Origin of the sequence: Embleya sp. NPDC005575 (assembly GCF_040605455.1) — a bacterium.
In the GTDB taxonomy this organism is placed as follows: Bacteria; Actinomycetota; Actinomycetes; order Streptomycetales; family Streptomycetaceae; genus Embleya.
This window is the reverse complement of sequence record NZ_JBEXCV010000099.1, coordinates 1-21,275: the sequence shown is the minus strand read 5'-3', so window position 1 is coordinate 21,275 and position 21,275 is coordinate 1. Positions and strand designations below refer to the sequence as shown.

The following is a 21,275-nucleotide window of genomic DNA, read 5'->3' as shown; positions in this document are numbered from 1 at the left end:
CGGGCACGTCACGCGCCGGGGTCTCGCGACTCGCGCCCGTGTCCCGCGCCGCACGCCGGGGAGTGCGCCGCATGCGAAGGTCGCGCCGCGTCGGACGGACCGCGCCGGTCCGCCGCGACCAGGATCAGGCCACTCAGAACGAGGACGGCGGTGCCCAGGAAGCCCACCGGATGGCCCGCGACGCCGATCAGTACACCGAAGCCGACCGCGCCGATCCCCATACCCGCGTCGAACGCGAGGTTCCACCACGCGCTGACCCGGCCGAACTCGCTTGCCGACACACGCTCGAACATCAGCGACTGGGTCACGTTCTGGGCCATGCCGAAACCGGACCCGAACACCGCCGCCCCGACCAGGACGGCGACCGGCGCACCGGGACGGGCCAACAGCGCGGTACCCAGTGCGGTGGCTGCGATCGACGGCGCGAACAACCGGGCGTGCCCGTGCCGATCGCCGAACCACCCGGCCCACCAGCGCGCCGCCGGGGTGGCGCCGGACTGGACCAGCAGCGCCACGGTGATCAGGGGCAGCTCCCGCGACGACACCGCAAGTGGCAGGAACGTCACGATCACGCCCGCTGCGAACGTGCACGCTGCGCAAGAGAACGCGGGCCGGGCCGGCCCACCGCTACGCAGGCCGCCCAGCACCCCGCCACGGGCCGTCGAGACCGCCGGCCGATTCGTCGGCAGGCCGATCGTGCTGCCCACCGCACCCAGCGAGAGCACCGTCGCAATCGCGAACACCCAGGTGTAGCCCAGGGACGCGGGGTGCGGGGCGCCGTTGGTGGGGCGGGAGCGGGAGTCGGCCGTACTGGAGCGGGCCTGGGGGCGCGTCGGTGCGGAAGGGGCCGGGGTGCTCCTCGTGCGCGGGGATGCGGGGCTGGGGAAGCCGCGGCTGGTGGCGGAGTTCGCCGCCGGCATCGGGCCCCGGGCTCGCGTACTGCGGGGCGGGTGTCTCGACATGGGGCCGGACAACCTGCCGTTCGGCCATCGCCTGGACCTCTTCGGAACCGAGGCACCCTGATCCCGGGAGCGCCGACGGCAGCCGCCCAACCCGGGACACGCAACCCACCCGGTGGTCGAGAGCGGCTCGGTCGATGCCGCGGATCCCGACGGGGCATCGAAGTCGCGCCCTACGGCCACCGGTGCTCCGCAGCGCCCCCGTCCCATCCCCGCGGACGTCCGCGCGCGTCGAGCAGGTCCGCGACGTACTCCGGAACATGCAGCCCGCCCCCGGTGGTTCGCCCCCGGCCCGTTCCCGGTCGTCGGCCGACACTGCGGACGTTCTCCCACGCCCATGCCTCCGTTCCGGCCATGCGATTGTGCATCGCCGAAACGCAGCGCCGCAGCAGCGGTTCGGCTTCAAGGTGGGCCGAGGCCGCATCGCCGACGCCACCCTGTAGGGCGCGCCGTGCCGTCATGAAGTCGGCCACCCGATCCTGGATCCGCACGGCCACCGCCACCTCCGCGTGCTCGCGCCCGACATGCTCGGTGTACGCCAGCACGCCGACCAAGTCGGCCGGCGAGTCCGTGCCGGCGCTGTCCCGGGACGCGTAGTAGTCGCTGGTCCAGGACACCACGTCGGCCTCGGCGTTGCGGGTGTCGTCGTACGCGGCGCCGTGTCGGATTGCCGCCGGGAGTTCGCCGCCCGCGATGAACTCGTCGAGCAATAGACACGGGAACTGCCCACCGGCCAGCCGCCGATGCCGGATGTACGCGTCCACGCCCCACGAAAGCTCGTGAGCCGCGGCGGGTGAGGCGCCCGGCGTCGGGAGGGCCACCCGATGCAGCGTCTCCACGCACTCGACGACGAAGTGCTCCCGCCACTCGACGCTCATGGCCGGATAGACCCGCCCCAGGATGTCCGCGAGCGCGTGCGCCATCGCCCCGGCGGCGGGCTCCGCTCGACCGGTGCGGTACACCGACTCGATCTGGTCGATCAGGTGCTCTCCCGGGTGCCCGGTGTGTTCCTCGGCTTCGGCGTAGCGGTCGTGGGCGAGGAACTGCCATGCGATGAACTGTGCGTACACGCACAGCAGATCAGGTGCGGCATCGGGGTGGGTGTAGGCGGCGAGGTCGCCCAGTCGCGCCCCGAACAGCCGCTTCTCGGTGCCGGGGCGATCGAGCAGCCGGTAACGTCTGGCCCAGTCCAGCAGCCGGCATTCCGCGTCGGGAGCGTGCGGATTGCGGTCGAGGGCGAACGGCAGTGGTATTCGCGGGGGATGTGCCTCGACCATGGGGACTCCATTCGTCGTCGAAGGGTGGTGCGGCCAAGGGGTTTCCGCATGTCGCGGACCTTCTTGACCACCACCGGCTCCCGAGCGCGACGATGCCGGCGTCCGACGCACCGCACACCGATATAGCCCGTTTCAGCCTCGCGGCGACCGTCCATCTGCTATGGATCGTCCGAAAACTCCTTGATCGTAACGAGGGAGGCCCGTTCACACCACCCCGGTCTCCCGTCGTACCGCGTCGCTCAGGCCGGCAGCAACGCGCCCACCAGATCGGCGAATTCTTCCGGGGACATGATTTCCACGCCGAGCTTCTCCGCCTTCACGCGCTTTGCCCCGGCCTTGTCGCCGGCCACGACCAGGGCGGTCCTGGCGGACACGGCGGAGGACGCGGTGCCGCCGGCGCGCTCGATCAGTTCGTTCATCTCGTTGCGGGACAGCGCGGCGAGCGGCCCGGTCATCGAACCGGTTACCACCACCGCCTTTCCGGTCAGTGGACCGGCCGCCACCGACGCCCCGTCGCTCGCCTGCTCGGGATCGGCGACGTCGGCGGCAGCCGCATCGCCCGCGCCCGGCCGCACGCCCGGCTCGGTCATGTTCACCCCGGCGGCGACCAACTTGTCGATTACTGCGCCGAGTTCGGCGAGTTCGGCGACGATCACCGCAGCCTTACCGGGACCGATGCCCTCGACCTGCGCCATCGCCTCCACGTCCGCCGCGCGGATCGCGTCCATCGTGCCGAAGTGCCGGGCGATCCGCCGGGACATCGACCGACCGGTCTGCCGCACGCCGAGCGCGCACAACACCCGGCTGAGCGGCTTCACCCGGGCCTCCTCGATGCCGGCCAGCAGCTTGTCGGCGATCTTGTCCACCCGGTCCAGGGCCAGGAACTGTTCGTGGGTCAGGGTGAACAGGTCGGCCACGTCGGTGACCGCGCCGGAGGCCACGAGTTGCGTGACGATCCGGCCGCCGATGCCCTCGATGTCGAGCTGGTCGCGGCCCACCGCGTACAGGATCCCGGCTTGGAGGCCACACGCGCGGCCCTGTGCGCAGCGCCGGCGCTGCTGCGTCATGTCCAACTCGCCGCCGCACTTCGGGCACGCGGTCGGGAACTCGATCGGCGTCTCGCCGCCGGTGCGCATGTGCACCAGCGGGGCCTCCACGCGCGGGATGACGTCGCCCGCCTTGTACACGCTGACCCGGTCGCCGATCATCAGCCCGCGGCGCTCGATGTCGGCCGGGTTGTGCAGCGTCGCGAAACCGACGATGCTGCCGTCGATCTCGACCGGGTCCAGAATCGCGCGCGGCGCGATCACCCCGGTGCGGCCCACCGCCCAGTCCACGCCGGTGAGCCGGGTGATCTTGTGCACGGCGGCCAGCTTGTACGCGATCGCCCAGCGCGGCGCGCGCGTTCCGCTGCCCGCGTCCGCCTGGTCCGCCGCCGCGTCGGCCTTGATCACCACGCCGTCGATGCCGAACGGCAATTCGGCCCGTGCCGCGGCGATCTCGTCGACCGCGGCCTGCACCTCCTCGACGCTGGTACACACCCGCAGCCGCGCCGAGGTCCGCCCGGTGGTGAGCACGCCGAGCGCCTCCACCCGGGCCATCACCGCGGAATGGTCGGCGGTCCGCAACTCCTCGGCGAAGGTGCTCTCGTCGTCCGGCAGCGGCAGCGCCACATAGCCGAAGAAGGTCATCGGGATCACATACGGCCGGTCCTTGGCCCGCAACGTGCCGGCCGCACCACCGCGCGGATTGGCGAACACGGTCGCGCCATGCTCCCGGCGGATCTCGTTGGCGCTCTCGAACTGCTCGGTGGTGAGCAGGACTTCGCCACGCACCTCGATCGACACCGGCTCGCTCAACCGGTCCGGCAGGCCGACGATGGTGCCGATCGCGTGCGATACGTCCTCACCGGCGATGCCATCGCCGCGGGTGACCAGCCGGTCGAGCCGACCCTCGCGATAGCGCACCGCCACCGCCAGGCCGTCCATCTTCGGCTCCACCGTCAGCGCCGCGACCGGCCGCTTGATCCGCCGCTCCAGCGACGCGGCCCAGGCGGCCAGCCCCTCGGGGTCGAATACGTTGTCCAGGCTGAGCATCGGCACGGTGTGCGGCACATCCCCGCCCGGCAGCGCGCCCGCGGCGACCTTGCCGGCCGGCGACTCGGCGAGCACTCGGTCGGGGTGCTCGCGCTCGTACGCGCCGATCCCGCGCAGCAGCCGATCGTACGTGTCGTCGTCGACGGTCGAGTCGGCGCCGCCGTAGTAGGCCCGCGCGGCGGCGGTCACGGCCTCGATGGCCTGGGCATACGCATCGAAGTCGGCGATAACGGCGGCCCGCGCCGAGGTGTCGGTCATGCGTACATGCTCTCGAACGGGACCGACATCGTCCGCACCTCACGGGGCCGGGGGCGTTCCGGGCCGGCGCGAACCCCTCTCGGACCGAACCAGGCCCTGCCGGAACCCGTCCCGTCCCGCCGCGGCGCCCACTCCGGCCCGCTCCCGCACCGACCCCGACCCAGCCCCCTCACGCCTCCCGCGGCACCGGCACCGGGTGCGCCCGCAGCCCCGCCGCGAGCGTCAGGGTGACCGTGACGGATGCCCCGGCCAACACCGTGATCGCCGTCGTCGGCGAGGTGACCTGGGCGATCCCGCCGGCGATCGATGCGCCGATCCCCTGCATCGCCACCATCCCGGACGAGTGCAGCCCCAGTGCCTGCCCGCTCAATTCGTCCGGCGTCATCGCCATCAGCCGCTCCTGGAACAACAGCGTCGCCGAGTATCCGATCGAGGCGACCGCGACCACGGCCAGCGCGAGCGGCAGCGGTGGATGTACCGCGAACAGCAGGTACGGCGTGGCCAGGAGAAGCAGCATCGGTGCCCCGAGTCGGCGCCGCCACGGCCCGGGCACGAATCGCCCGCCCACCACGTCCCCGGCGAGCATGCCCAGCGCCGCGAAGGCGAAGAGCAGGCCCGCGTGGTCGGGCGCGAGCGGAATGAACAACGACTCGCAGCCGACGATCAGACCGTTGGGCACCCACAGCGCGAGATAGATGTAGCGGCGCGGCTTGACCGACCACAACACCGCGTTGTTGCGCCAGGTCTCGGCGACCGAGGGCCGACCGGACGCGCGCGGAGCCCGCCGGGCCAGGCCGAGCCGGGCCACGATCGCCGCGAGCAGGTACAACCCGGCGGCCACCAGGAGCGTGCCGCGCGCGGACAGCACGGTGACCAGCACGGCACCGAGCGAGAAACCGACGATCTGGAGCACCCCGTTGCTCATGTTGAGCACGGACCGCCCGAGCAGGAAACCCTCCCTGGGCAGGATCTCGTTGAGCAGCCCGTAGCGCACGCCACCGCCCACCGCGGCCACCGCCCCCTCGCCCAGGACGATCGCGAACACCGCCCACAGCGGCAGCCCGGGAATCGCCAGCGCGGCGGTGCCCGTGGCGAAGATCAGCCCGATCACCGTCATCGCGGCCCGCGGCGGCAACCGATCGGCCGCCGACATCAGCGCGGTCGCCCCGATCACCTGTGCGAGCGAACCGCCGAACATGCCCAGCGCGGCCAGCAGCGGGGAGCCGGTCCGGTCGTAGACGAGCGTGCCCAACGCCAGTCCGCTGACGTTGGTCGCGGCCAGTTGCGCGGAGGACGTGGCGAACAGCGGGGTGTACTCCGGCGCCCGGAAGAGCTCTCGGTAGGTGCGCATGCCCAGAGCTTCCAGCCCGGCGGTGCACGGGCGTTACTGTTTCGCCGGGAGGCGAAAGCATGGGGTGGTGGCGGATCGACGCGGATACCCTCGCGGGCAGCCGATTCGCGGTCTCGCCCCTGGCCGAGGTCACCGCGACGCTGAAGACGCTGCAACGGGGTACGGCGGCGCATCCCGGCGAGCGGACCTGGCTGGACGCACACCTGCCGGGCTACCGGGCCCGGCTGGCCGAGGACCCGATCACCGCGCTGCTGCTGCGGATCGGCTTCGGCGGCAGTTGGAACGCGGACTTCCTCACGCCCCCGCCGCCGCTGAGCGGCGAACCGGCCTTCGCTGCGGAACTGGCCGGTATCCGTGCCACGTCGGACCCGGTCGCCCGGGCCGATCTGGAGGTGTCGATGGGCGGCCCGCTGCCCACCGTGCTGCACCGGCCCGATCTCGGCCCCCGCGCCGCGGACATCCTGGACTGGGTGTGGATCCGGGTGGTCCGACCGGACTGGCCGCGCCGGCGGCGGATCATCGAGGCCGACATCGTCGCCCGCACCGGCCAACTCGGCCGAGGCGGCTGGGCGGCGGCCCTGGACGACCTGCGTCCGGGCATGCGCTGGCTGGGCGCGAGCCGGCTGCGGATCAACGCCCACGACTATCCGCCACGCGAACTCGGCGGTGCCCGGCTGTCGTTCGTGCCGGTGACCGCCGGGCGCGGCTGGGTGGCCTGGCAGGAGGAGCGCCACTACGCGGTGATCTACCCGTGCTCGGGCACCCTGGCCGACGCCCACCGCCAAGCCGGCCCCGACCCGCTGGCCCGTCTCCTCGGCCCGGCCCGAGCCGGCGTCCTGACCCGCCTGGACACCCCCAAGAGCACCACCCAACTGGTCGCCCTCACCGGCCAGGGCCTCGGCTCGGTGGGCCGCCACCTCAAGGTCCTCCTGGACGCCCACCTCGTGTTGCGCCGCCGCTCCGGCCGCTCCGTCCTGTACTACCGCTCATCCACCGGCGACGCCCTGATCGCGGCACAGACGCCGAACCGACCACGCACCGCCGGCGCCGACCCTCCCGGCCCGAACCCGCGCCGCCCCCACGGAAACGTCGTCGCCACGCCGGGGCCCGCGTCATGAGCCTCCGGGATGCCCTGGAACCACTGCGACCACCCGAACGTGGCGAGATAGGCCCGGCGTCCGGCCTCGACCCCTCGGATGCCTCGAACGAGCATGATCGTCAGAGCCACCACGAACAGTGCGGCGAACGATCCGACCACCAGGCCCCCGACGACGGGACCCCCGACGAAGCCCGCGACCACACCGGCCACACGCACGATGCCCAGACCCGGTGCGCATCGCGCGGATCGGCGCGGAACACCTCCCGCACCGCGCCGCGCGTAGCGCGCATGTCGCGGTCGTACCGCTCCCGGGCCGCCTCGGGATCGGCTTCGCGTCCTTCGGGTCACGGCTCCATCGCATCATCCCTCGGCTCGGCCGAACCGAAGCCCAACTGCGACGCCCGCGCCCGAGCCAGGCCCGAACCGCCAACGCTCGGACGGGAGACGGTGCACGCGGTCGCACGGGATGGGTCACCATGATCGGATGTGGACCGAACCCGTCACCCCGTTGTCGCCGCGCGGCATCCCGCACGTGCTGCTCACCCAGCGCTGGAGCGAACTCACCTTCGTGCACTGGGCCGTGCCGCCCGCCGCGGTCGCCCCGCTGCTCCCGGAGGGGACCCGGCCGGACGTCCTGGACGGCGTGACCTACGTCGGCCTGGTGCCGTTTCGGATGGTGGGCGTCGGATTCCTGCGCCTGCCGGGCGTGCCGTGGCTGGGCACCTTCCCGGAGACCAACGTGCGGCTGTACTCCGTGGACGGCGCCGGCCGGCGCGGCGTCGTGTTCCGTTCGCTGGAGGCCGCCCGCCTGCTGCCCGTGCTGACCGCCCGGGCCACGCTGCGACTCCCGTACCGCTGGGCCCGGATGCGCATCGACCGGACCGCCGACCGCGTGCGCTACACGACGCGGCGGCATCGCCCCGAGGGCGCGCCGAGGGGCGGCACGGTGGAGGTGCGAGTCGGCGCACCGGTGACCGACCCCAGCCCACTCGAACACTTCGTCACCGCGCGCTGGGGCCTGCACACCCGAGTCGGCGGCCGCACCCTCTACCTACCCAACGCACACCCGCGATGGCCGCTTCGCCGCGCCGAGTTGCTGCATCTCGACGACGATCTGGTCGCAGCCGCCGGCCTCCCCCGGGTCGCCGGCGATCCGGACAGCGTGCTCTACTCACCCGGCGTCCCCGTCCGCTTCGGCCCACCCCTCCCGGTCGCCGCCGGCCCATGTCCACCGCAGGGAAGTAGCGTGCCGCGATGACCGAGACCTGGAGTACGCACGACATCGAGCTTGGTGACGACGTGGTCGTCAAGAGTTTCCGCTCGCGCGAGCGGGCGCAGCCGCTGCGCGAGTGGCAGGCGCTGCACCTGCTGACCCGATACGCACCGGGCCTGGCCCCCGAACCCATCCGGGCGGACCTCGAAGGCGAGCCGCCCGTCATCGTCATGTCCCGACTGGAGGGTGTGCCGCTTCGCGGACGCGAACTCGACCGGAAGCGACTGAGAGCCCTGGCGGAGGCAATCGGCACGATGCACGACGCGATCCCGCCGGAGGTGGTCCTGGCGCTGCCGGCCTGCACCTGGTATCCGCCCGTGGTCGAGGGCAAGGCGCGGGCGTGGAGTACGGGCGGTCGCGAACTCGGCCCGGACCCGACGGTGGCGCAGGCATTCGAGGCCGGACGCAGGTGGCTGGCCGATCGGGACCCGGCGTCGGAACCGGGGCCGGGTATCCGACCGGTGTTCGGCCTGTCGGACGGAAACCTGGCCAACTACCTGTGGGACGGCACGCGGGTTCGCCTCGTGGACTTCGAGATCTCCGGGCGCAGCGACCGGGCGTTCGAGCTGGCGGAGATCGTCGAGCACATCTCGATGTGGCCCGGCGGCACCGAGGACGACACGACGTTCTTTCTGTCCTGCTTCGAACCGACCGATCCGGAGATCGAACGGCTAGGGAACTTCCGGACCCTGCTGGCCTTCATCTGGCTGCTGATGCTGCTGCCGGACAGCCCTGGCCACGACCGCAACCCACCCGGAACGCTGGAGCGACAGGCGGCACGACTCCTGGCCCACCTCGACCGAGTCGTGTAGTTCGCCGGTTCGCCCGCCACGGGGGACGTCCGCCGCCGAGCCCGCGTCCCCCGGCGCCCGCGCTCCCCGTATCGCCGCGCACCCGCCTCGACCGGTTCGGCCACCGCCGGCGACGCGATCGCGACCACTGCCACCCGCCCGATCGGCCCGTCCACCCGCGAAATCCGGCCGGCCGGTGTCGGCGTGGTGGAGTGAGGGCGGATGCCCGGACGGATCGTTCGTGTCGATCACATCCCCGAGGTGCCGACGCGCGCCGGTCGCCTCCGGACGCCGACCTCACGTCGGTCGCCCCACCGTCCCCGCTCACGCGGTTGTCGCACCCCCACCGGAATCACGACGACCCAGCCGTGCGGTCTACCTGGCCATCCCCTCCCGCAGTCGCTCGACGTCCTCGACATCCTTGGCCCGACGTGGCCGATGCGGCATCCACGTCGGTGTCATCAACTTGATCTCGATCTGCGCCTCGGGCGAGACGATCGGGCAGGACAGCCCGGCCAGCTTGCCCGGAGGCGTCTCCAGCATCCCCTCCGGCCAGCGAGAACCCGCCCACGGTCCGCCGGCCACGATCACGTGACCGTCGGGATCGCGGGCCAGGAAGGCGAAGCCCAACTCCACGTCGCCCGTCGTGTAATCGAGTTGTTGCTCGGCGGGAGCCCGAGCCAGGCGAACGAATCCTCGCGCGGAGAACGCCGCGGTGAGCGCCGGGGCGTCCTGAGCCCACGCGAACCAGTCGACGTCTACATGTTCCCGGGTTATCCGGCCCAGGAAGAAATCCATTGCCCATCCGCCACGCAACCAGACCTGTATACCCAACTCCCGGGCCAGATCCTGGACTTCGACGATCAGTGCGAGCTGCCGGTCGGCATCCGACGACACAGTCATGGGTTTACCGTAGAGCTCCCGCAGCCGCCCTGGCACGGTCTCGCCGCGCCGTCATCCACCCGTGACCGAAAACGACCTTCTGCCGATCCGTGCGGGGGGCGACCGCGGTCTCATCGGGTCCCGGCCGACCCGGGCCACGGGTTCGACGACGAGCCCTGGTGTCGACCCGCTCCGCAGGCGAGTCCGTGCTCGCGGCGATACGCGCTCAGCTCCGCCGCCGTGGGCGGGTTCGCGCCCGCCCGGGAGCAGGTGAGGGCCGCGACCACCGACGCGTCCGTGAGCAGCGTGCCGAGCGTCGCCGGGTCGAGGCGCCGGATGCCGGCGGGGTTCAGCAGGTCCCGGCGGCGAAGGGCGTCCAGCAGGCCGGCCGTGTAGGCGTCGCCCGCACCGACCGTGTCCACCACCCGCACCGCCCGGGCCGGCGCCGTGGCGCGACCCGCCGAGCACACGCCGTACGAGCCTGCGGCGCCTCGGGTGACCACGACCAGGCTCGGGCCCAGCCCCAGCCAGGCATCCGCGACTTCGGCGAAGTCCCGGGCCGGATAGAGCCATTCGAGGTCCTCGTCGCTGACCTTGACCACATCCGACAGGGCCACCAGAGACTCGATCCGTTCCCGGACCGGCCCCGGATCGCCCATCAGGGACGGCCGGCAGTTCGGATCGTACGAGACCACCGCCTCCGCCTTCGCGTGTTCGGCCGCCAGGACGCGCCGCACGAGGTCCGCGCCCGGAGCGAGCGTCGCCGCGATCGAACCGGTGTGCACACACCGGGACCCGGTCGGAACGCCGACCGACTCGGGCAACTCCCACACGATGTCGAAGGTGTAGGTCGCGGCCCCCGACGCGTCCAGATCCGCCCGCGCCACGCTCGTCCGACCCGCCGACCGGCTCTGCGGCACCACCTCGACCGTACTCGCCGCCAAGTGCGCCGCGAGCAACTCGCCGTGCGGGTCCGTCCCATAACGGGTGATCAGGCGCACCGGCGCGCCGAGCCGGCCCAGCCCCACCGCGACGTTGGTCGGGCTGCCCCCGGGATGGGCGACCGGATCGCCGCCCCGGACGGATACGAGGTCGATCAACGCCTCGCCGATCACGGTGATCATGCTGCGGCCTTCCTGGCTGGACCGTCGTTCGGATGGATGACGCACGCGCGGGCCCCGACCGGCCGGGCGCCGGCGCGCCTACCGCCGGTCACGGACCGACCTCGCCGGAGCCGCGCGGGATCAGCCTGGTGCGCATGTGGATGTGTTGCACCGGGGTCGCATCGCCCCCCAGGCGACGGAACAACAGGTGCGCGGCGGCCTGCCCGATGCCGAACGGGTCCTGGGCGACCACCGTCACGGCGGGGCTGAGCATGTCCGCGAGTTCGAAGTCGTCGAAGCCGACCAGGGCGGGCTGTACCGGCGAACGGCGAATCTCACGCACCGTCTCCACCGTGAACCGGCTGTTGCCGCAGAAGACCGCCGTGGCCGGGTCGGCCCCACCGAGCATCGCCCGCAGCCACGCGCGCAGTTCCTCCCCGTACGGCGGCCCGTTGTACACCAGCCGCGGATCCGGTTCGATGCCCGCCTCGGTCAACGCCTCGCGGTAGCCGCGCAGTCTTTCGCGTGCGGTGAAGATCTCCAATCGGTCGCCGATGAAGGCGATCCGCCGATGGCCGTGCCGGATCAGGTGGTCGACACCGTTTCGGGCGCCGCCGACGTTGTCGACGAGTACGGTGTCCGCCTCGATGTCGCCGGGTGGGCGGTCGACGAACACGCACACCATCCCGGCCTCGATCTCCGGCAGCAGGTAGCGGTGGCTGCCGCTGGCCGGGACCACGATCAATCCGTCCACGCGGCGGGCGCACAGCGCCAGGACGAGGTCGCGCTCCTTGTCCGGATCCTCCGCGGACGACGCGCTGAAGAGCACCGTGCCGTGCTGATGGGCGATGTCCTGGATGGACCGGGTCAGCGCGGAGGAGAACGGATCCGCGGCGTCCTCCAGGACCAGGCCGATGCTGGAGGTGTGACCCGAGCGCAGCTGCGCCGCGCTGTCGTTGCGGCGGAACCCGGTCTGCGCGACGGCGGCCCACACCGCCTGCTGCTTCACGGCACTGACGTTCGGCTCACCGTTTATCACCCGCGAGACGGTCTTGATGCCGACGCCGGCAAGGGCGGCCACGTCCTTCATCGTGGTGCGACCGCGCCCACGCGGTCGCACCGGGGTCGTCGGGCCGGCCATCGGGGGTCCTACCTTTCGAGCGGCCGGGCTCGCACCCGGCACCCATGGTGCGTTGCTCTCGGAACCGGGAGCGGGCGTGCGAATGGCACCGGGAGCGAGCGGGGGTGCGAATGGCACCGGGACTGGGAGCGGAGCGGGAAGCGGCGGCGGGAGGTCGGGTCGGGCGGGTGGCGGTCGTCGGTTCAGCGGGCGGCCCGACGCAACGCCTCGGCGAGGGTCGGTGCGGACCCCAGCCGGGGCAGCAGGGTGGCCTGAACCGCGTGATACACGTCGGGTTTCCCCTGCCAGACGGTGGCCGAGGGCCGCGCGTCGGGGTCGAGTTCGTGATGCCAGCTGCCATGCTTCCGGTCCAGGAACACGGCGTCGGCATGCTCCCACCACGCTCGGTACCAGTCATCGTAGTCGGCGACCCCGGTGGCCCGACGCAGTGCCGCCGCCGCCGCGATCGCCTCGGCCAGGACCCAGTGCATGCGGGTACGGACCACCGGCCGTCCGGTCCAGTCGAGCGTGTACACGAAGCCCGGCCGGCCGTCCGCGTGGCCGCCTTCGCGGACCGCTGCGGCGAACAGCGCCACCGCGTCGCTCCGCAGCCACTCGGGCGGATCCGGCAACGAGGCGGCCAGGGCGAGCAGCAGCCTGGACCACTCGAACCAATGGCCGACGGTGGCGCCGTACGGGCGGAACGGGTCGGCGGGCCGGTCGCGGTTGTACTCGCGGCGCGGCGTCCAATCCGGGTCGAAGTGCTCGATCAGACGCCAGTCGTTGGCCCGGGCGTGCTCGTGCACGACCCGGTCGGCGATGCGCAGGGCGCGGGTGCGCCATCGGTGCTCGCCGGTGACGTCGGCGGCGGCCAGGAACGCCTCGACGGCGTGCATGTTGCTGTTGGCGCCCCGGTACGCCTCGCCGGTGGTCCAGGCCCGGTCCCAGGACTCGGCGCAGGCGCCCCGGTCGGCTTCCCAGAATCGGCGCTCGACGACGTCCAGGGCCTCGGCGAGCAGGGCAGGGGCGCCGCGATGGCCGGCGGCGCACGCGCTCGCGGCGGCCAGCACCACGAACGCGTGGTCGTACATGCGCTTGCCGTCGAGGCGTTCGGCGTCGAGTACGGGCCGCCCGGACCGGTCCACCACCGGATGCCAGCCGCCGTGTTCGCGATCGTGCAGCAGATCCGTCAAGGCGGCGAGACCGTGCGCCACCAGCGCCGCCGCCTCGTCCGTGTCGACATCGCCGGCAGCACCGGCGTCCGTATCGCCGCCGCGCGTGCCGCCGGCGTCCGCGGCGACCTTGCCCGTCCCGCCGCCGACCCCCCGCAACTGCGCCAACGCGAACACATGCGTCATCCGTGCCGTCACCCACGTGTGCAGCACCCCGTCCGCGACCGGCCGACCGGTGTCGTCCAGCCACCCGAACCCGCCCTCGGCCAACCGCGCGCCCCGGGCGAAGCGGATCAGTCGGTCGCATTCCGCGTCGAGCCACGCCGCGTGTTCGGGGGAGTCCCCCAGGGGTTCAGCCGCCATGTGTCGCACACTCCCTCTGACATCGTTGTCAGTCAGACCGTACTGGGCCGTCGGCGAGCTGTCGACATCGCGGCTGTCCGCAGCCACACCGAGAGCTCGCCGGGTCGAGGCCGTCCTGGGCAATCGTCCTAATCCCCAACAGATCAGCGCGAGTTCCGAGCCGAATCCGAGATCCGTGAAACTCTTGACACTCGTCCTGTGGGCCAGCACTGTACTGACACCGTTGTCAGACGGTGGGCGACACCGGCCGCTTTCTCGTCGCCGTCTTGACACACGTGCGAACTCGTGGCGCCCCGGCCTCGGCCGAGACGGCTCGCGGGGAACGACTCGACAACCCGAAGGAGTTGGGCACGTGCAACCCCTGATCGAAGGTCGGGGCCTGGTCAAGCGGTACGGCCAGGTCCAGGCCCTGCGCGGCGCCGACTTCACCGTCTTCCCGGCCGAGGTCGTCGCGCTGATCGGTGACAACGGCGCCGGCAAGAGCACGCTCACCAAGACCCTCGCCGGCACCGAACGACCGGACGCCGGCGAAATCCTCTTCGAGGGCCGCCCGGTGAGCATGGAACGACCGACCGACGCCCAGGAACTGGGCATCGAGACGGTCTACCAGGACCTCGCGCTGGCGCCCGATCTGGACGGCGCGGCCAACCTCTTCCTGGGCCGCGAGCTGCTGCGCCGCGGCCTGGCCGGCCGGTTGGGCGTACTGGACAAGGCCGCCATGCGCGAGCGTGCGATCGAGGCGTTCGCCCGGCTCGGCGTGGAGTTGCAGGACATCGACGCCCCGATCGGGACGCTCTCCGGAGGCCAGCGGCAGAGCGTGGCCATCGCCCGAGCGGTCGCCTGGGCGGACAAGGTGATCTTCATGGACGAGCCGACCGCCGCGCTCGGCGTGCTCCAGCGCGGCCGGGTGATGGACGTGATCCGCCGGGTCCGGGACAACGGCATCGCGGTCGTGCTGATCAGTCACAACATGCCCGAGGTGTTGGCGGTCGCGGATCGCGTCGAGGTGCTGCGCCTGGGTCGGCGCGTGGCGAGCCTGACCGCGTCGGACACCACGGTGGAGGAACTCGTCGGTGCGATGACCGGCGCCCTGGACGGACTGGACACGCAAGGAGCGCCGGCATGAATCTCGACAAGACGGCCACCTCGCCGGGGCGCCCGGACCCGGACGGGAGAGCCGACGGGCAGCCCGTGGACCCGGACACCGCAGCAGATCCGAAGCACACGGGACACGTCGACCACGCCTCCCCGGACGCCGGATCGTTCCTCCACCGCGTGGTCTGGCGCCGGCTCGCCCGCAGCAACTCGTGGTGGACCTTCCTGGTCCTGATGGTGCTGGTGACCGCTTTCTCCATCATGCGACCCGAAGAGTTCCCGACCACGTTCAACCTGCGCAACGTGGCCACCGACGCGGCGGTGTTGCTGATCGTCGGCGTCGGCATGACGTTCGTGATCATCATGGCCGGCATCGACCTGTCGGTCGGCTCGGTCCTGGTGTTCGCCGGTGTCGCGGCGGCCAAGACGATGACCGCCGTCGCCGGACCGGACGCCGACTGGGGCGCGATCCTGCTCGGCGTACTCGCCGGTCTCGCCGCCGGCGCCGCGTGGGGCGCGTTCAACGGTTTCCTGATCGCCAAGGCGAGAGTGCCCGCGCTGATCGTCACGCTCGGCAGCCTGGGCATGGCACTGGGCCTGGCCCAGGTGATGACGGAGGGTCAGGACGTCCGGGGCGTACCCACCCGGTTCACCGACACGATCGGCAACGGCCGACTCCTGGGCATCCCCTGGCTGGTGGTGATCGCCCTGGTGGTCACCGCGTTGGGCGCACTCGCGCTGGCCATGACCCGATTCGGCCGGCGGACCTACGCGGTCGGCTCCAATGCCGAGGCGGCCCGCCGCGCCGGCATCGCCGTCGACCGGCACATGATCAAGGTGTACGCCCTGTCGGGCACCCTGGCCGGACTCGCCGGCGTGTTGTCCCTCGCCCGCTTCACGACCACCACGATCGGCGGCCACGCCAACGACTCGCTCGGTGCCATCGCGGCCGTCGTCCTGGGCGGCACCAGCCTGTTCGGCGGCGTCGGCACCGTCGTCGGGACGCTGATCGGCGTCTTCATCCCCGCCATCCTGCAGAACGGCTTCGTCATCCTCGGCGTGCAGCCGTTCTGGCAGAGCGTCGCGGTCGGCGCCGTGCTGATCGCCGCCGTGTACGCCGACCAGTTGCGCCGCCGCGGCCTACAACGCCGTTGACCAGCCGGGGCCGTCCCCCCGCCGTCTTGGCCCGACCGCCCGTCGTGGTCCGACCCACCACCCGTCCCGGCCGCCGGCCGCCCTGCGGCCGATCGCTTCGCCCCCCCACCGCCAGGAGGCACTGCCCGATGAAGACACCGACGTACGTCGCCGTGACCATCGCCCTGACCGCGGCCGCCGCCCTCAGCGGGTGCGGTAGCGACGGCGGCTCCGGGGGCGGACGCAAGATCACCTTTGTCCAGGGCGTCAAGGGCGACGAGTTCTACATCTCGATGGCCTGCGGCGCGCAGCAGAAGGCCAAGGAACTCGGCGTCAAGCTCGACGTGACCGGCGCGGACAAGTGGGACGCCTCGCTGCAGACCCCCGTGGTCAACGCCGTCGCCGCCAAGAGCCCCGACGCCGTACTGATCGCACCCACCGACACCCAGGCCCTGCGGCAGCCCGAGCAGCAGCTCAAGTCGCGCGGCGCGAAGGTGATCGAGGTAGACACCAAACTCGACGACGGCTCGATCCGGGAGACCGCGATCTCCTCCGACAACGAACGCGGCGGCATGCTCGCCGCACAGACCCTGGCCAACCTGGTCCAGGACCGGGGCACGGTTGCGGCGATCAGTGTCAAACCCGGCATCTCCACCACGGACGCCCGCCTGAAGGGCTTCGAGACCGAGATCAAGAAGCACCCCGGCATCACCTATCTCGGCGTGCAGTACAACGACGACGACCCGGCCAAGGCCGCCTCCATCGTCACCTCGACGATCGCCTCGCACCGCGACCTGGTCGGCGTCTTCGCGGCGAACGTGTTCAGCGGCGAGGGCGCGGCCACCGGCATCGAACAGGCCGGCAAAGCCGGCCAGGTCAAACTGGTCGCCTTCGACGCCACCCCGAAACAGGTCGAGGCCCTGCGCAAGGGCTCCATCCAGGGCCTGATCGCCCAGAAGCCGTTCGACATCGGCTCCCAGGGCGTCGAACAGGCCGTCGCCGCACTCGACAAGAAGCCGGTCCCCAAGTCCATCTCCACCGACCTGGTCGCCGTCACCAAGGAGAACCTGGACCAACCCGACGTGAGCAAGTACCTCTACAAGGGCGCCTGTTGAGTTCGGCCACCACCTCGCACACCGGGCGGGCGACAACGCCGGCCGATTTGCCCCGGACGAGCGGCGGCGCAGCGCACCCGCGGCCCGACTCGCGACCGGCCCCCGGCCCCTCCGGGGCCGGTCGCGGCCGGCTTCGGCCCCGGGCTCGGGGTACTTGGCTCGGACGTGCGAACGGCCCCCGTAGGGAGGCACGGGAGCCGATGTCACGCAAGTGCGCCCGCCGGGTCGCTACTTGATGATCGTGGTCAGCGGCTTCTTGTCCTCGCGCTCGATGATGCACGCGGCCTGGTGGTTGCCAGCGTTCCACGACTTCATGTCGAGCGGGTACGAGAACGAGAAGGTGATCTTGGGCGAGGCGGGCTGCCGGTCCACGATGGGGCCGACGTACTGCTCACACAGATCGTTGACCTTGTCCGTGTACCCCAGCGTCGCCGGCGTGACCGTCGCCGGCAGGTCGAACGCCTTGCCGACCTGGCCACTGTGCGGCTTGGTGCAGGAGACGTCCGTGGTCTTGGAGCCGTCCTGGTTGATGCACTGGCCGGTCTTGTACGTGAAGGCGTCGATGATGTCGGCCGTGGACGTGCCGGTGGCGGTACCGGTGGGCTTGGTGGTGCCGCCCGGCTTGCCGGTCGGGCTCGTGGTGGCCTTCCCCGTGGGTGATGCGGTCGAAGGGACGACGGGAGTCTTGCTGCCCTTGTCGTCCTTGTCGTTGCCGAGGCAGCCGGACAGCAGTGCGGTGGCGGCGACGACTCCGGCCACGGCCGGCGCGATCATGCGCAGGCGGTGGGAGGTGGGCATGTGGGACACAACCTTTCGCTTTGGGACGCCCAAGATCCTGTCGCGATCCCTCACCGAAACGTCGAGGGAAACGGTGCTTGATTTTTTGCGAAGTCGAGAGGATCACGCCCCTCGTCGTTCACCATCCGGCACACCCGTTCCCGATCCGCTGCCATCCTCGTGTGTCGGCGCCGCCCACACCAGCCCGCGGCGGGAAGTTCGTGGCCCACCGGCTGCGCGATCCGCCACACGTCCACCGTCACTGCGAACCTGCGGCCACCAGCGTTGCGGTGATGGGTTCGAGCTCGGCGACCAGTTCGTCGAGCTCGGTGGGGGAGAGGGCGTCGTATGGTGGGGCGGCGAGCTCGTCGGTGAGGGCTTCGATACGTTGTTTGGTCTCGCGGCCGGCGTCGGTGAACCGGCCGTCGGTGTCGACGAGTCCGCGCTCGCGCAGGCCGTCCATGACCGCGGCCAGCCGCTCCTTCGGCAGGTGATGGACGCGCCCGAACGACTCCGGCGGGTGGATGCCTTTCGCGAGTGCGTCGAGGATGTGGGCCTGAGTGCCGCCGATGCGTGCGCAGACGAGAGCGGCGATGTGCCCGTCACCGCGGTGTTCGCGCAGCATGGTCGCGCAATGCCACAGCCGGGCGACCGGGTCGCTCGGCACCGCGAGGGTGCGCATCCCGGCATACATCACCCGGCCTTCCGTGGGTGCGCTCGTCGCGGCTTTGGTGGTCAGGTCGGCGGCGCGCACCAGACCCGGGGAGTCGGCCAGGTCGTCGCCGAGGATCCGCCGTAGGGAGGCCGCGCTGCCCCGCTCCCGCGCGGCGACGGACGCCTCGGGCGCGATCGTTTCCCACGCGCTCGGGATGTGCCGCGCGGCCTCCCCGTCGGCGAAGTTGTAGAAGGCGGCGTGTACGACCTGCGCCGGCACCCGCCCCAGCGGCGCGGCGCGGCCGGCGAAGTAGCCGTCCCAGTAGGTGCGGTGGCCGAGCGCGGCCAGCTCCTCGTTGCACTCGTCGGCGGAGTAGGTGACCAGGCAGATCGGCTCCAGGAGCTCGAACATGCGACGGGCGGTGTGAGTCATGGCCCGCATCATGCCCGCCTGCGGTGACACCTCGCGGAGCGGCACGGACCGCTTGGACCGCCTCCCGGGTGCGGCAGACGCACGCCCGACTCGCTCGCAGCGGTGTCCCGGTCCGCACACCACAGATCGTGGAAACGCATGACCTCTCGCGCCACGTCCCTTCGGCGCACCGAGGTGGCGGCCAGGTACCGCACCACCGATTCCAGGCGCGGCCAGTCCGGTACGGACCGACCGTTCAGCAACAGGCCGAGCGTCTCGCGGCTGACGGGCGCCGGAAGGTCGCTGTTGCCGCTGATCGACTTGGCGGCGGCACGGGTGCTGGGCCGGCCGGCGTCGGTGTACAGCCCATGGAGCGCAAGCACCAGGTCCCGTCGTTCACCGGCCGGTACTCGGTCCTCGCCCGGCATCATGATCGCCACGTGTCGCCCGGCCGCCAGGCGGGCACTCAAGCCCGCAACCTGCCCAGAACTGCCAAGTCTTTTCTCCAGCGGACCGGTTCCGCAGGAGAACTGCTGCCCATCGCCGCCCACGCGTGCCTGCTCTGGGCGGGCGCCCGCCCAGAATCGGCAGGTGATGACCACAACCGGTCGAGCACTGTGACCCGGCCTGAGAGTGGATACACGGGGCACTCGGACCCGTCGACATCCCTCGGAGGGCCACCATGACCAGCCGACTCACCGCCTCTGCCGCACGGATGCCGACCGGCCGTGGTGGAGCGCGCGGTACGCGCGTCTTCCGAGGCGGGGCTCGCGGGCCGGATGACGACGCTGCTGGACGGCAGCTTCCACAAAGGGACGACTTGATGGACATCGAAGACGCTGGGATAGACCGCCTCATCGCGCGATACGTGTGCGGCGAGGACCAGGCGTACGACGGCCTGGTGGCGGCAGGGCCGGTGAGCCTGTCGCGTCTTCTGGACACGCGGGCAGGCCGGGCCGGAGAGTCCTGGAACGACGCGTTGGCAGAGGTACGCGGACGCCTCGACGCCCTGGGGAGAGAGGCATTCGAACGCCTCTCCACGCTGCAGGCGCTTTTGGCGAAGGCGTTTCCCGACACCCTGTTCGCCGCGGTCGCCGAGGACCCGGCACTCGAACCTGCGGTGCTGTGGACGCTCCAGGGACTCTCCGACTCCCGCGCGCTGCCGATCCTCGAGCGTGGGCTGCGCTCTCCGGGCTTCACCCGCCGGCAGGCGCTGCACGGCATGGTCAAGCACGGATCCGCCGAACACACCGATGCGATCGTCGCCTGCCTGGTCGACGAGGACCATCGTTCGACGGCCTTCGAAGTGCTGGGGCAACTGGGTGACGAGCGTGCGATCGGCCCGCTGCTGGCTTGGCTCGCCAAGGACGACCGGACCGCCATGATGGCCGAGCGGGCCCTCGCTCGCATCGAGGAGCGCATCGGCGGCCCGCTCACCCGACCCGTATGGCTGGACCTGGAAGTCAGGGAGTTCACCGCGTCTTCCCCTCTCCTGCCGGCCCGTGTCACCGAGGTAGCGGCGCCCGGGCAGACCGTGGTGAACGGCGACGTTCTTGTCAAGCTGGAGAGCGAGATGTTCGAGACGGAGTTGTGTGCCGACCGGTCCGGAACCGTCGCGGAAGTCCGTGTGGGTGTGGGCGAGGAAATCTCCGACGCCGTCGTCGCCGTCGTTCTCCGAGCCCGACGCCGCATCGGCTAGCGACACCGTCCGCCGCGGAGGCTTCGCCACCCCGCACGTCGAAACCAAGAGAACGCACCTCATCCGCCGCAGTGGGAACTCGGGTGAGCCGTCTCCGCCGGGAAGAGGGCCCGCCCGCAGGGATGCGGAGGGCTACAGGACGAGGTGGGTGAAAACCACGACGTTGCCGGAATAGTGGGTCTTCTTGCTGTAGGCGCCGCCACAGGTGAGCAGGCGCAACTCCGGCCGGGGTGCGTCGGCGAACACGCGGGCGGCGGGGAAGTCGTCCCGGCTGAACTCCTCGACCCCGTCCACCACGAAGGCCGCGACGGTGCCGTCCTCGCGGTCGATCTCGATCCGGGAGCCGCGCGGCAGCGCGCCCAGCGGATAGAAGACCGCGGGACCGGCGGCGGTGTCCACGTGGCCGACGATCGAGGCGGTGCCCTTCTGGCCGGGCGTCACGCCGCCCTGGTACCAGCCGGCGAGGTTGCGATCCCCCTTCGCGGGCACTTCGATGCCGCCCGCCCGGTCCAGGCCGACCCGGGCCAGCGGAGCCGAGATGCCCAACTCCGGGATCCGGATCCGGGTCGGGATCGACGCGCGCATCGGCGGCGCCTCCGGCGGCCCCGGGTGCGGCGCCTCGGACGGCGGCGCGGGCGCGGCGGG

General features: G+C 71.7%; 20 protein-coding genes. 8 read left to right on the top strand and 12 right to left on the bottom strand.

What is annotated here, in order from left to right:
- Positions 1-8: 8 nt before the first annotated feature.
- On the bottom strand, positions 9-743 hold the full coding sequence (locus ABZS54_RS28090; RefSeq protein ID WP_355541876.1) for an MFS transporter: 735 nt from the start codon (positions 741-743) through the stop codon (positions 9-11).
- Between the two features lie 40 nt (positions 744-783).
- Between ABZS54_RS28090 and ABZS54_RS28085 the strand changes: the two genes are divergently transcribed.
- The gene (locus ABZS54_RS28085; protein ID WP_355541873.1) at positions 784-1,023 is read left to right on the top strand and encodes an AAA family ATPase; all 240 of its coding nucleotides are present in this window, start codon (positions 784-786) and stop codon (positions 1,021-1,023) included.
- A gap of 109 nt (positions 1,024-1,132) precedes the next feature.
- Here ABZS54_RS28085 and ABZS54_RS28080 read toward each other — a convergent pair whose 3' ends face one another.
- The 3 genes from ABZS54_RS28080 to ABZS54_RS28070 all read right to left on the bottom strand — a co-directional run bounded on the left by ABZS54_RS28080 (position 1,133) and on the right by ABZS54_RS28070 (position 5,941).
- On the bottom strand, positions 1,133-2,236 hold the full coding sequence (locus ABZS54_RS28080) for a hypothetical protein (protein ID WP_355541870.1): 1,104 nt from the start codon (positions 2,234-2,236) through the stop codon (positions 1,133-1,135).
- A gap of 239 nt (positions 2,237-2,475) precedes the next feature.
- A complete protein-coding gene (gene ligA, locus ABZS54_RS28075; protein ID WP_355541867.1) occupies positions 2,476-4,590 on the bottom strand; it encodes an NAD-dependent DNA ligase LigA in 2,115 nt (704 codons plus the stop codon).
- A 169-nt stretch (positions 4,591-4,759) separates the two neighbouring features.
- A complete protein-coding gene (locus ABZS54_RS28070; RefSeq protein WP_355541865.1) occupies positions 4,760-5,941 on the bottom strand; it encodes an MFS transporter in 1,182 nt (393 codons plus the stop codon).
- Between the two features lie 59 nt (positions 5,942-6,000).
- Between ABZS54_RS28070 and ABZS54_RS28065 the strand changes: the two genes are divergently transcribed.
- The 3 genes from ABZS54_RS28065 to ABZS54_RS28055 all read left to right on the top strand — a co-directional run bounded on the left by ABZS54_RS28065 (position 6,001) and on the right by ABZS54_RS28055 (position 9,125).
- On the top strand, positions 6,001-7,059 hold the full coding sequence (locus ABZS54_RS28065) for a winged helix-turn-helix domain-containing protein (RefSeq protein WP_355541863.1): 1,059 nt from the start codon (positions 6,001-6,003) through the stop codon (positions 7,057-7,059).
- Between the two features lie 465 nt (positions 7,060-7,524).
- The gene (locus ABZS54_RS28060; protein WP_355541861.1) at positions 7,525-8,298 is read left to right on the top strand and encodes a DUF2071 domain-containing protein; all 774 of its coding nucleotides are present in this window, start codon (positions 7,525-7,527) and stop codon (positions 8,296-8,298) included.
- Entirely contained in the window at positions 8,295-9,125 is an 831-nt protein-coding gene (locus tag ABZS54_RS28055) for an aminoglycoside phosphotransferase family protein (RefSeq protein ID WP_355541859.1), read from the top strand. Before ABZS54_RS28060 ends, ABZS54_RS28055 begins: the two co-directional genes overlap by 4 nt.
- 354 nt (positions 9,126-9,479) lie before the next feature.
- Here the strand turns inward: ABZS54_RS28055 and ABZS54_RS28050 are convergent, their stop codons facing one another.
- From ABZS54_RS28050 to ABZS54_RS28035, 4 genes are all read right to left on the bottom strand, one after another.
- On the bottom strand, positions 9,480-10,007 hold the full coding sequence (locus tag ABZS54_RS28050; protein ID WP_355541856.1) for an aminoglycoside adenylyltransferase: 528 nt from the start codon (positions 10,005-10,007) through the stop codon (positions 9,480-9,482).
- Between the two features lie 110 nt (positions 10,008-10,117).
- The gene (locus ABZS54_RS28045) at positions 10,118-11,110 is read right to left on the bottom strand and encodes a carbohydrate kinase (RefSeq protein WP_355541853.1); all 993 of its coding nucleotides are present in this window, start codon (positions 11,108-11,110) and stop codon (positions 10,118-10,120) included.
- Positions 11,111-11,198: 88 nt separating this feature from the next.
- Positions 11,199-12,230, bottom strand: coding sequence for a LacI family DNA-binding transcriptional regulator (locus tag ABZS54_RS28040; protein WP_355541850.1), 1,032 nt, complete (start codon positions 12,228-12,230; stop codon positions 11,199-11,201).
- 182 nt (positions 12,231-12,412) lie between these two features.
- Positions 12,413-13,744, bottom strand: a complete 1,332-nt coding sequence (locus ABZS54_RS28035) for an AGE family epimerase/isomerase (RefSeq protein ID WP_355541847.1) — start codon at positions 13,742-13,744, stop codon at positions 12,413-12,415.
- 352 nt (positions 13,745-14,096) lie between these two features.
- Here ABZS54_RS28035 and ABZS54_RS28030 point away from each other — a divergent pair, with 352 nt between their 5' ends.
- The 3 genes from ABZS54_RS28030 to ABZS54_RS28020 all read left to right on the top strand — a co-directional run bounded on the left by ABZS54_RS28030 (position 14,097) and on the right by ABZS54_RS28020 (position 17,088).
- Positions 14,097-14,870: an ATP-binding cassette domain-containing protein gene (locus ABZS54_RS28030; RefSeq protein ID WP_355541844.1), complete on the top strand. Its 774-nt coding sequence runs from the start codon at positions 14,097-14,099 to the stop codon at positions 14,868-14,870.
- Positions 14,867-15,994: an ABC transporter permease gene (locus ABZS54_RS28025; RefSeq protein ID WP_355541841.1), complete on the top strand. Its 1,128-nt coding sequence runs from the start codon at positions 14,867-14,869 to the stop codon at positions 15,992-15,994. The genes ABZS54_RS28030 and ABZS54_RS28025 overlap by 4 nt, the downstream gene beginning before the upstream one ends.
- Before the next feature lie 128 nt (positions 15,995-16,122).
- Positions 16,123-17,088 (top strand): ABC transporter substrate-binding protein, encoded by a 966-nt coding sequence (locus ABZS54_RS28020; protein ID WP_355541839.1) that lies wholly within the window; start codon positions 16,123-16,125, stop codon positions 17,086-17,088.
- 228 nt (positions 17,089-17,316) lie between these two features.
- Here ABZS54_RS28020 and ABZS54_RS28015 read toward each other — a convergent pair whose 3' ends face one another.
- From ABZS54_RS28015 to ABZS54_RS28005, 3 genes are all read right to left on the bottom strand, one after another.
- Entirely contained in the window at positions 17,317-17,886 is a 570-nt protein-coding gene (locus ABZS54_RS28015) for a septum formation family protein (protein WP_355541836.1), read from the bottom strand.
- Positions 17,887-18,124: 238 nt separating this feature from the next.
- On the bottom strand, positions 18,125-18,952 hold the full coding sequence (locus tag ABZS54_RS28010; protein ID WP_355541833.1) for a MarR family transcriptional regulator: 828 nt from the start codon (positions 18,950-18,952) through the stop codon (positions 18,125-18,127).
- 8 nt (positions 18,953-18,960) lie between these two features.
- Positions 18,961-19,401: a hypothetical protein gene (locus ABZS54_RS28005; RefSeq protein WP_355541830.1), complete on the bottom strand. Its 441-nt coding sequence runs from the start codon at positions 19,399-19,401 to the stop codon at positions 18,961-18,963.
- Between the two features lie 353 nt (positions 19,402-19,754).
- Between ABZS54_RS28005 and ABZS54_RS28000 the strand changes: the two genes are divergently transcribed.
- On the top strand, positions 19,755-20,630 hold the full coding sequence (locus ABZS54_RS28000) for a HEAT repeat domain-containing protein (protein WP_355541827.1): 876 nt from the start codon (positions 19,755-19,757) through the stop codon (positions 20,628-20,630).
- Positions 20,631-20,762: 132 nt separating this feature from the next.
- Here the strand turns inward: ABZS54_RS28000 and ABZS54_RS27995 are convergent.
- Positions 20,763-21,275 (bottom strand): class F sortase (locus ABZS54_RS27995; protein WP_355541824.1); only part of this gene is annotated, 513 nt, incomplete at its 5' end.

Coding starts and splice junctions, on each gene's coding strand:
- ABZS54_RS28035 (WP_355541847.1), bottom strand. CDS start 13,744: ATGGCGGCTGAACCCCTGGGGGACTCCCCCGAACACGCGGCGTGGCTC.
- ABZS54_RS28010 (WP_355541833.1), bottom strand. CDS start 18,952: ATGACTCACACCGCCCGTCGCATGTTCGAGCTCCTGGAGCCGATCTGC.
- ABZS54_RS28045 (WP_355541853.1), bottom strand. CDS start 11,110: ATGATCACCGTGATCGGCGAGGCGTTGATCGACCTCGTATCCGTCCGG.
- ABZS54_RS28055 (WP_355541859.1), top strand. CDS start 8,295: ATGACCGAGACCTGGAGTACGCACGACATCGAGCTTGGTGACGACGTG.
- ABZS54_RS28050 (WP_355541856.1), bottom strand. CDS start 10,007: ATGACTGTGTCGTCGGATGCCGACCGGCAGCTCGCACTGATCGTCGAA.
- ABZS54_RS28025 (WP_355541841.1), top strand. CDS start 14,867: ATGAATCTCGACAAGACGGCCACCTCGCCGGGGCGCCCGGACCCGGAC.
- ABZS54_RS28070 (WP_355541865.1), bottom strand. CDS start 5,941: ATGCGCACCTACCGAGAGCTCTTCCGGGCGCCGGAGTACACCCCGCTG.
- ABZS54_RS28000 (WP_355541827.1), top strand. CDS start 19,755: ATGGACATCGAAGACGCTGGGATAGACCGCCTCATCGCGCGATACGTG.
- ABZS54_RS28080 (WP_355541870.1), bottom strand. CDS start 2,236: ATGGTCGAGGCACATCCCCCGCGAATACCACTGCCGTTCGCCCTCGAC.
- ABZS54_RS28040 (WP_355541850.1), bottom strand. CDS start 12,230: ATGGCCGGCCCGACGACCCCGGTGCGACCGCGTGGGCGCGGTCGCACC.
- ABZS54_RS28020 (WP_355541839.1), top strand. CDS start 16,123: ATGAAGACACCGACGTACGTCGCCGTGACCATCGCCCTGACCGCGGCC.
- ABZS54_RS28065 (WP_355541863.1), top strand. CDS start 6,001: ATGGGGTGGTGGCGGATCGACGCGGATACCCTCGCGGGCAGCCGATTC.
- ABZS54_RS28060 (WP_355541861.1), top strand. CDS start 7,525: ATGTGGACCGAACCCGTCACCCCGTTGTCGCCGCGCGGCATCCCGCAC.
- ABZS54_RS28015 (WP_355541836.1), bottom strand. CDS start 17,886: ATGCCCACCTCCCACCGCCTGCGCATGATCGCGCCGGCCGTGGCCGGA.
- ligA (WP_355541867.1), bottom strand. CDS start 4,590: ATGACCGACACCTCGGCGCGGGCCGCCGTTATCGCCGACTTCGATGCG.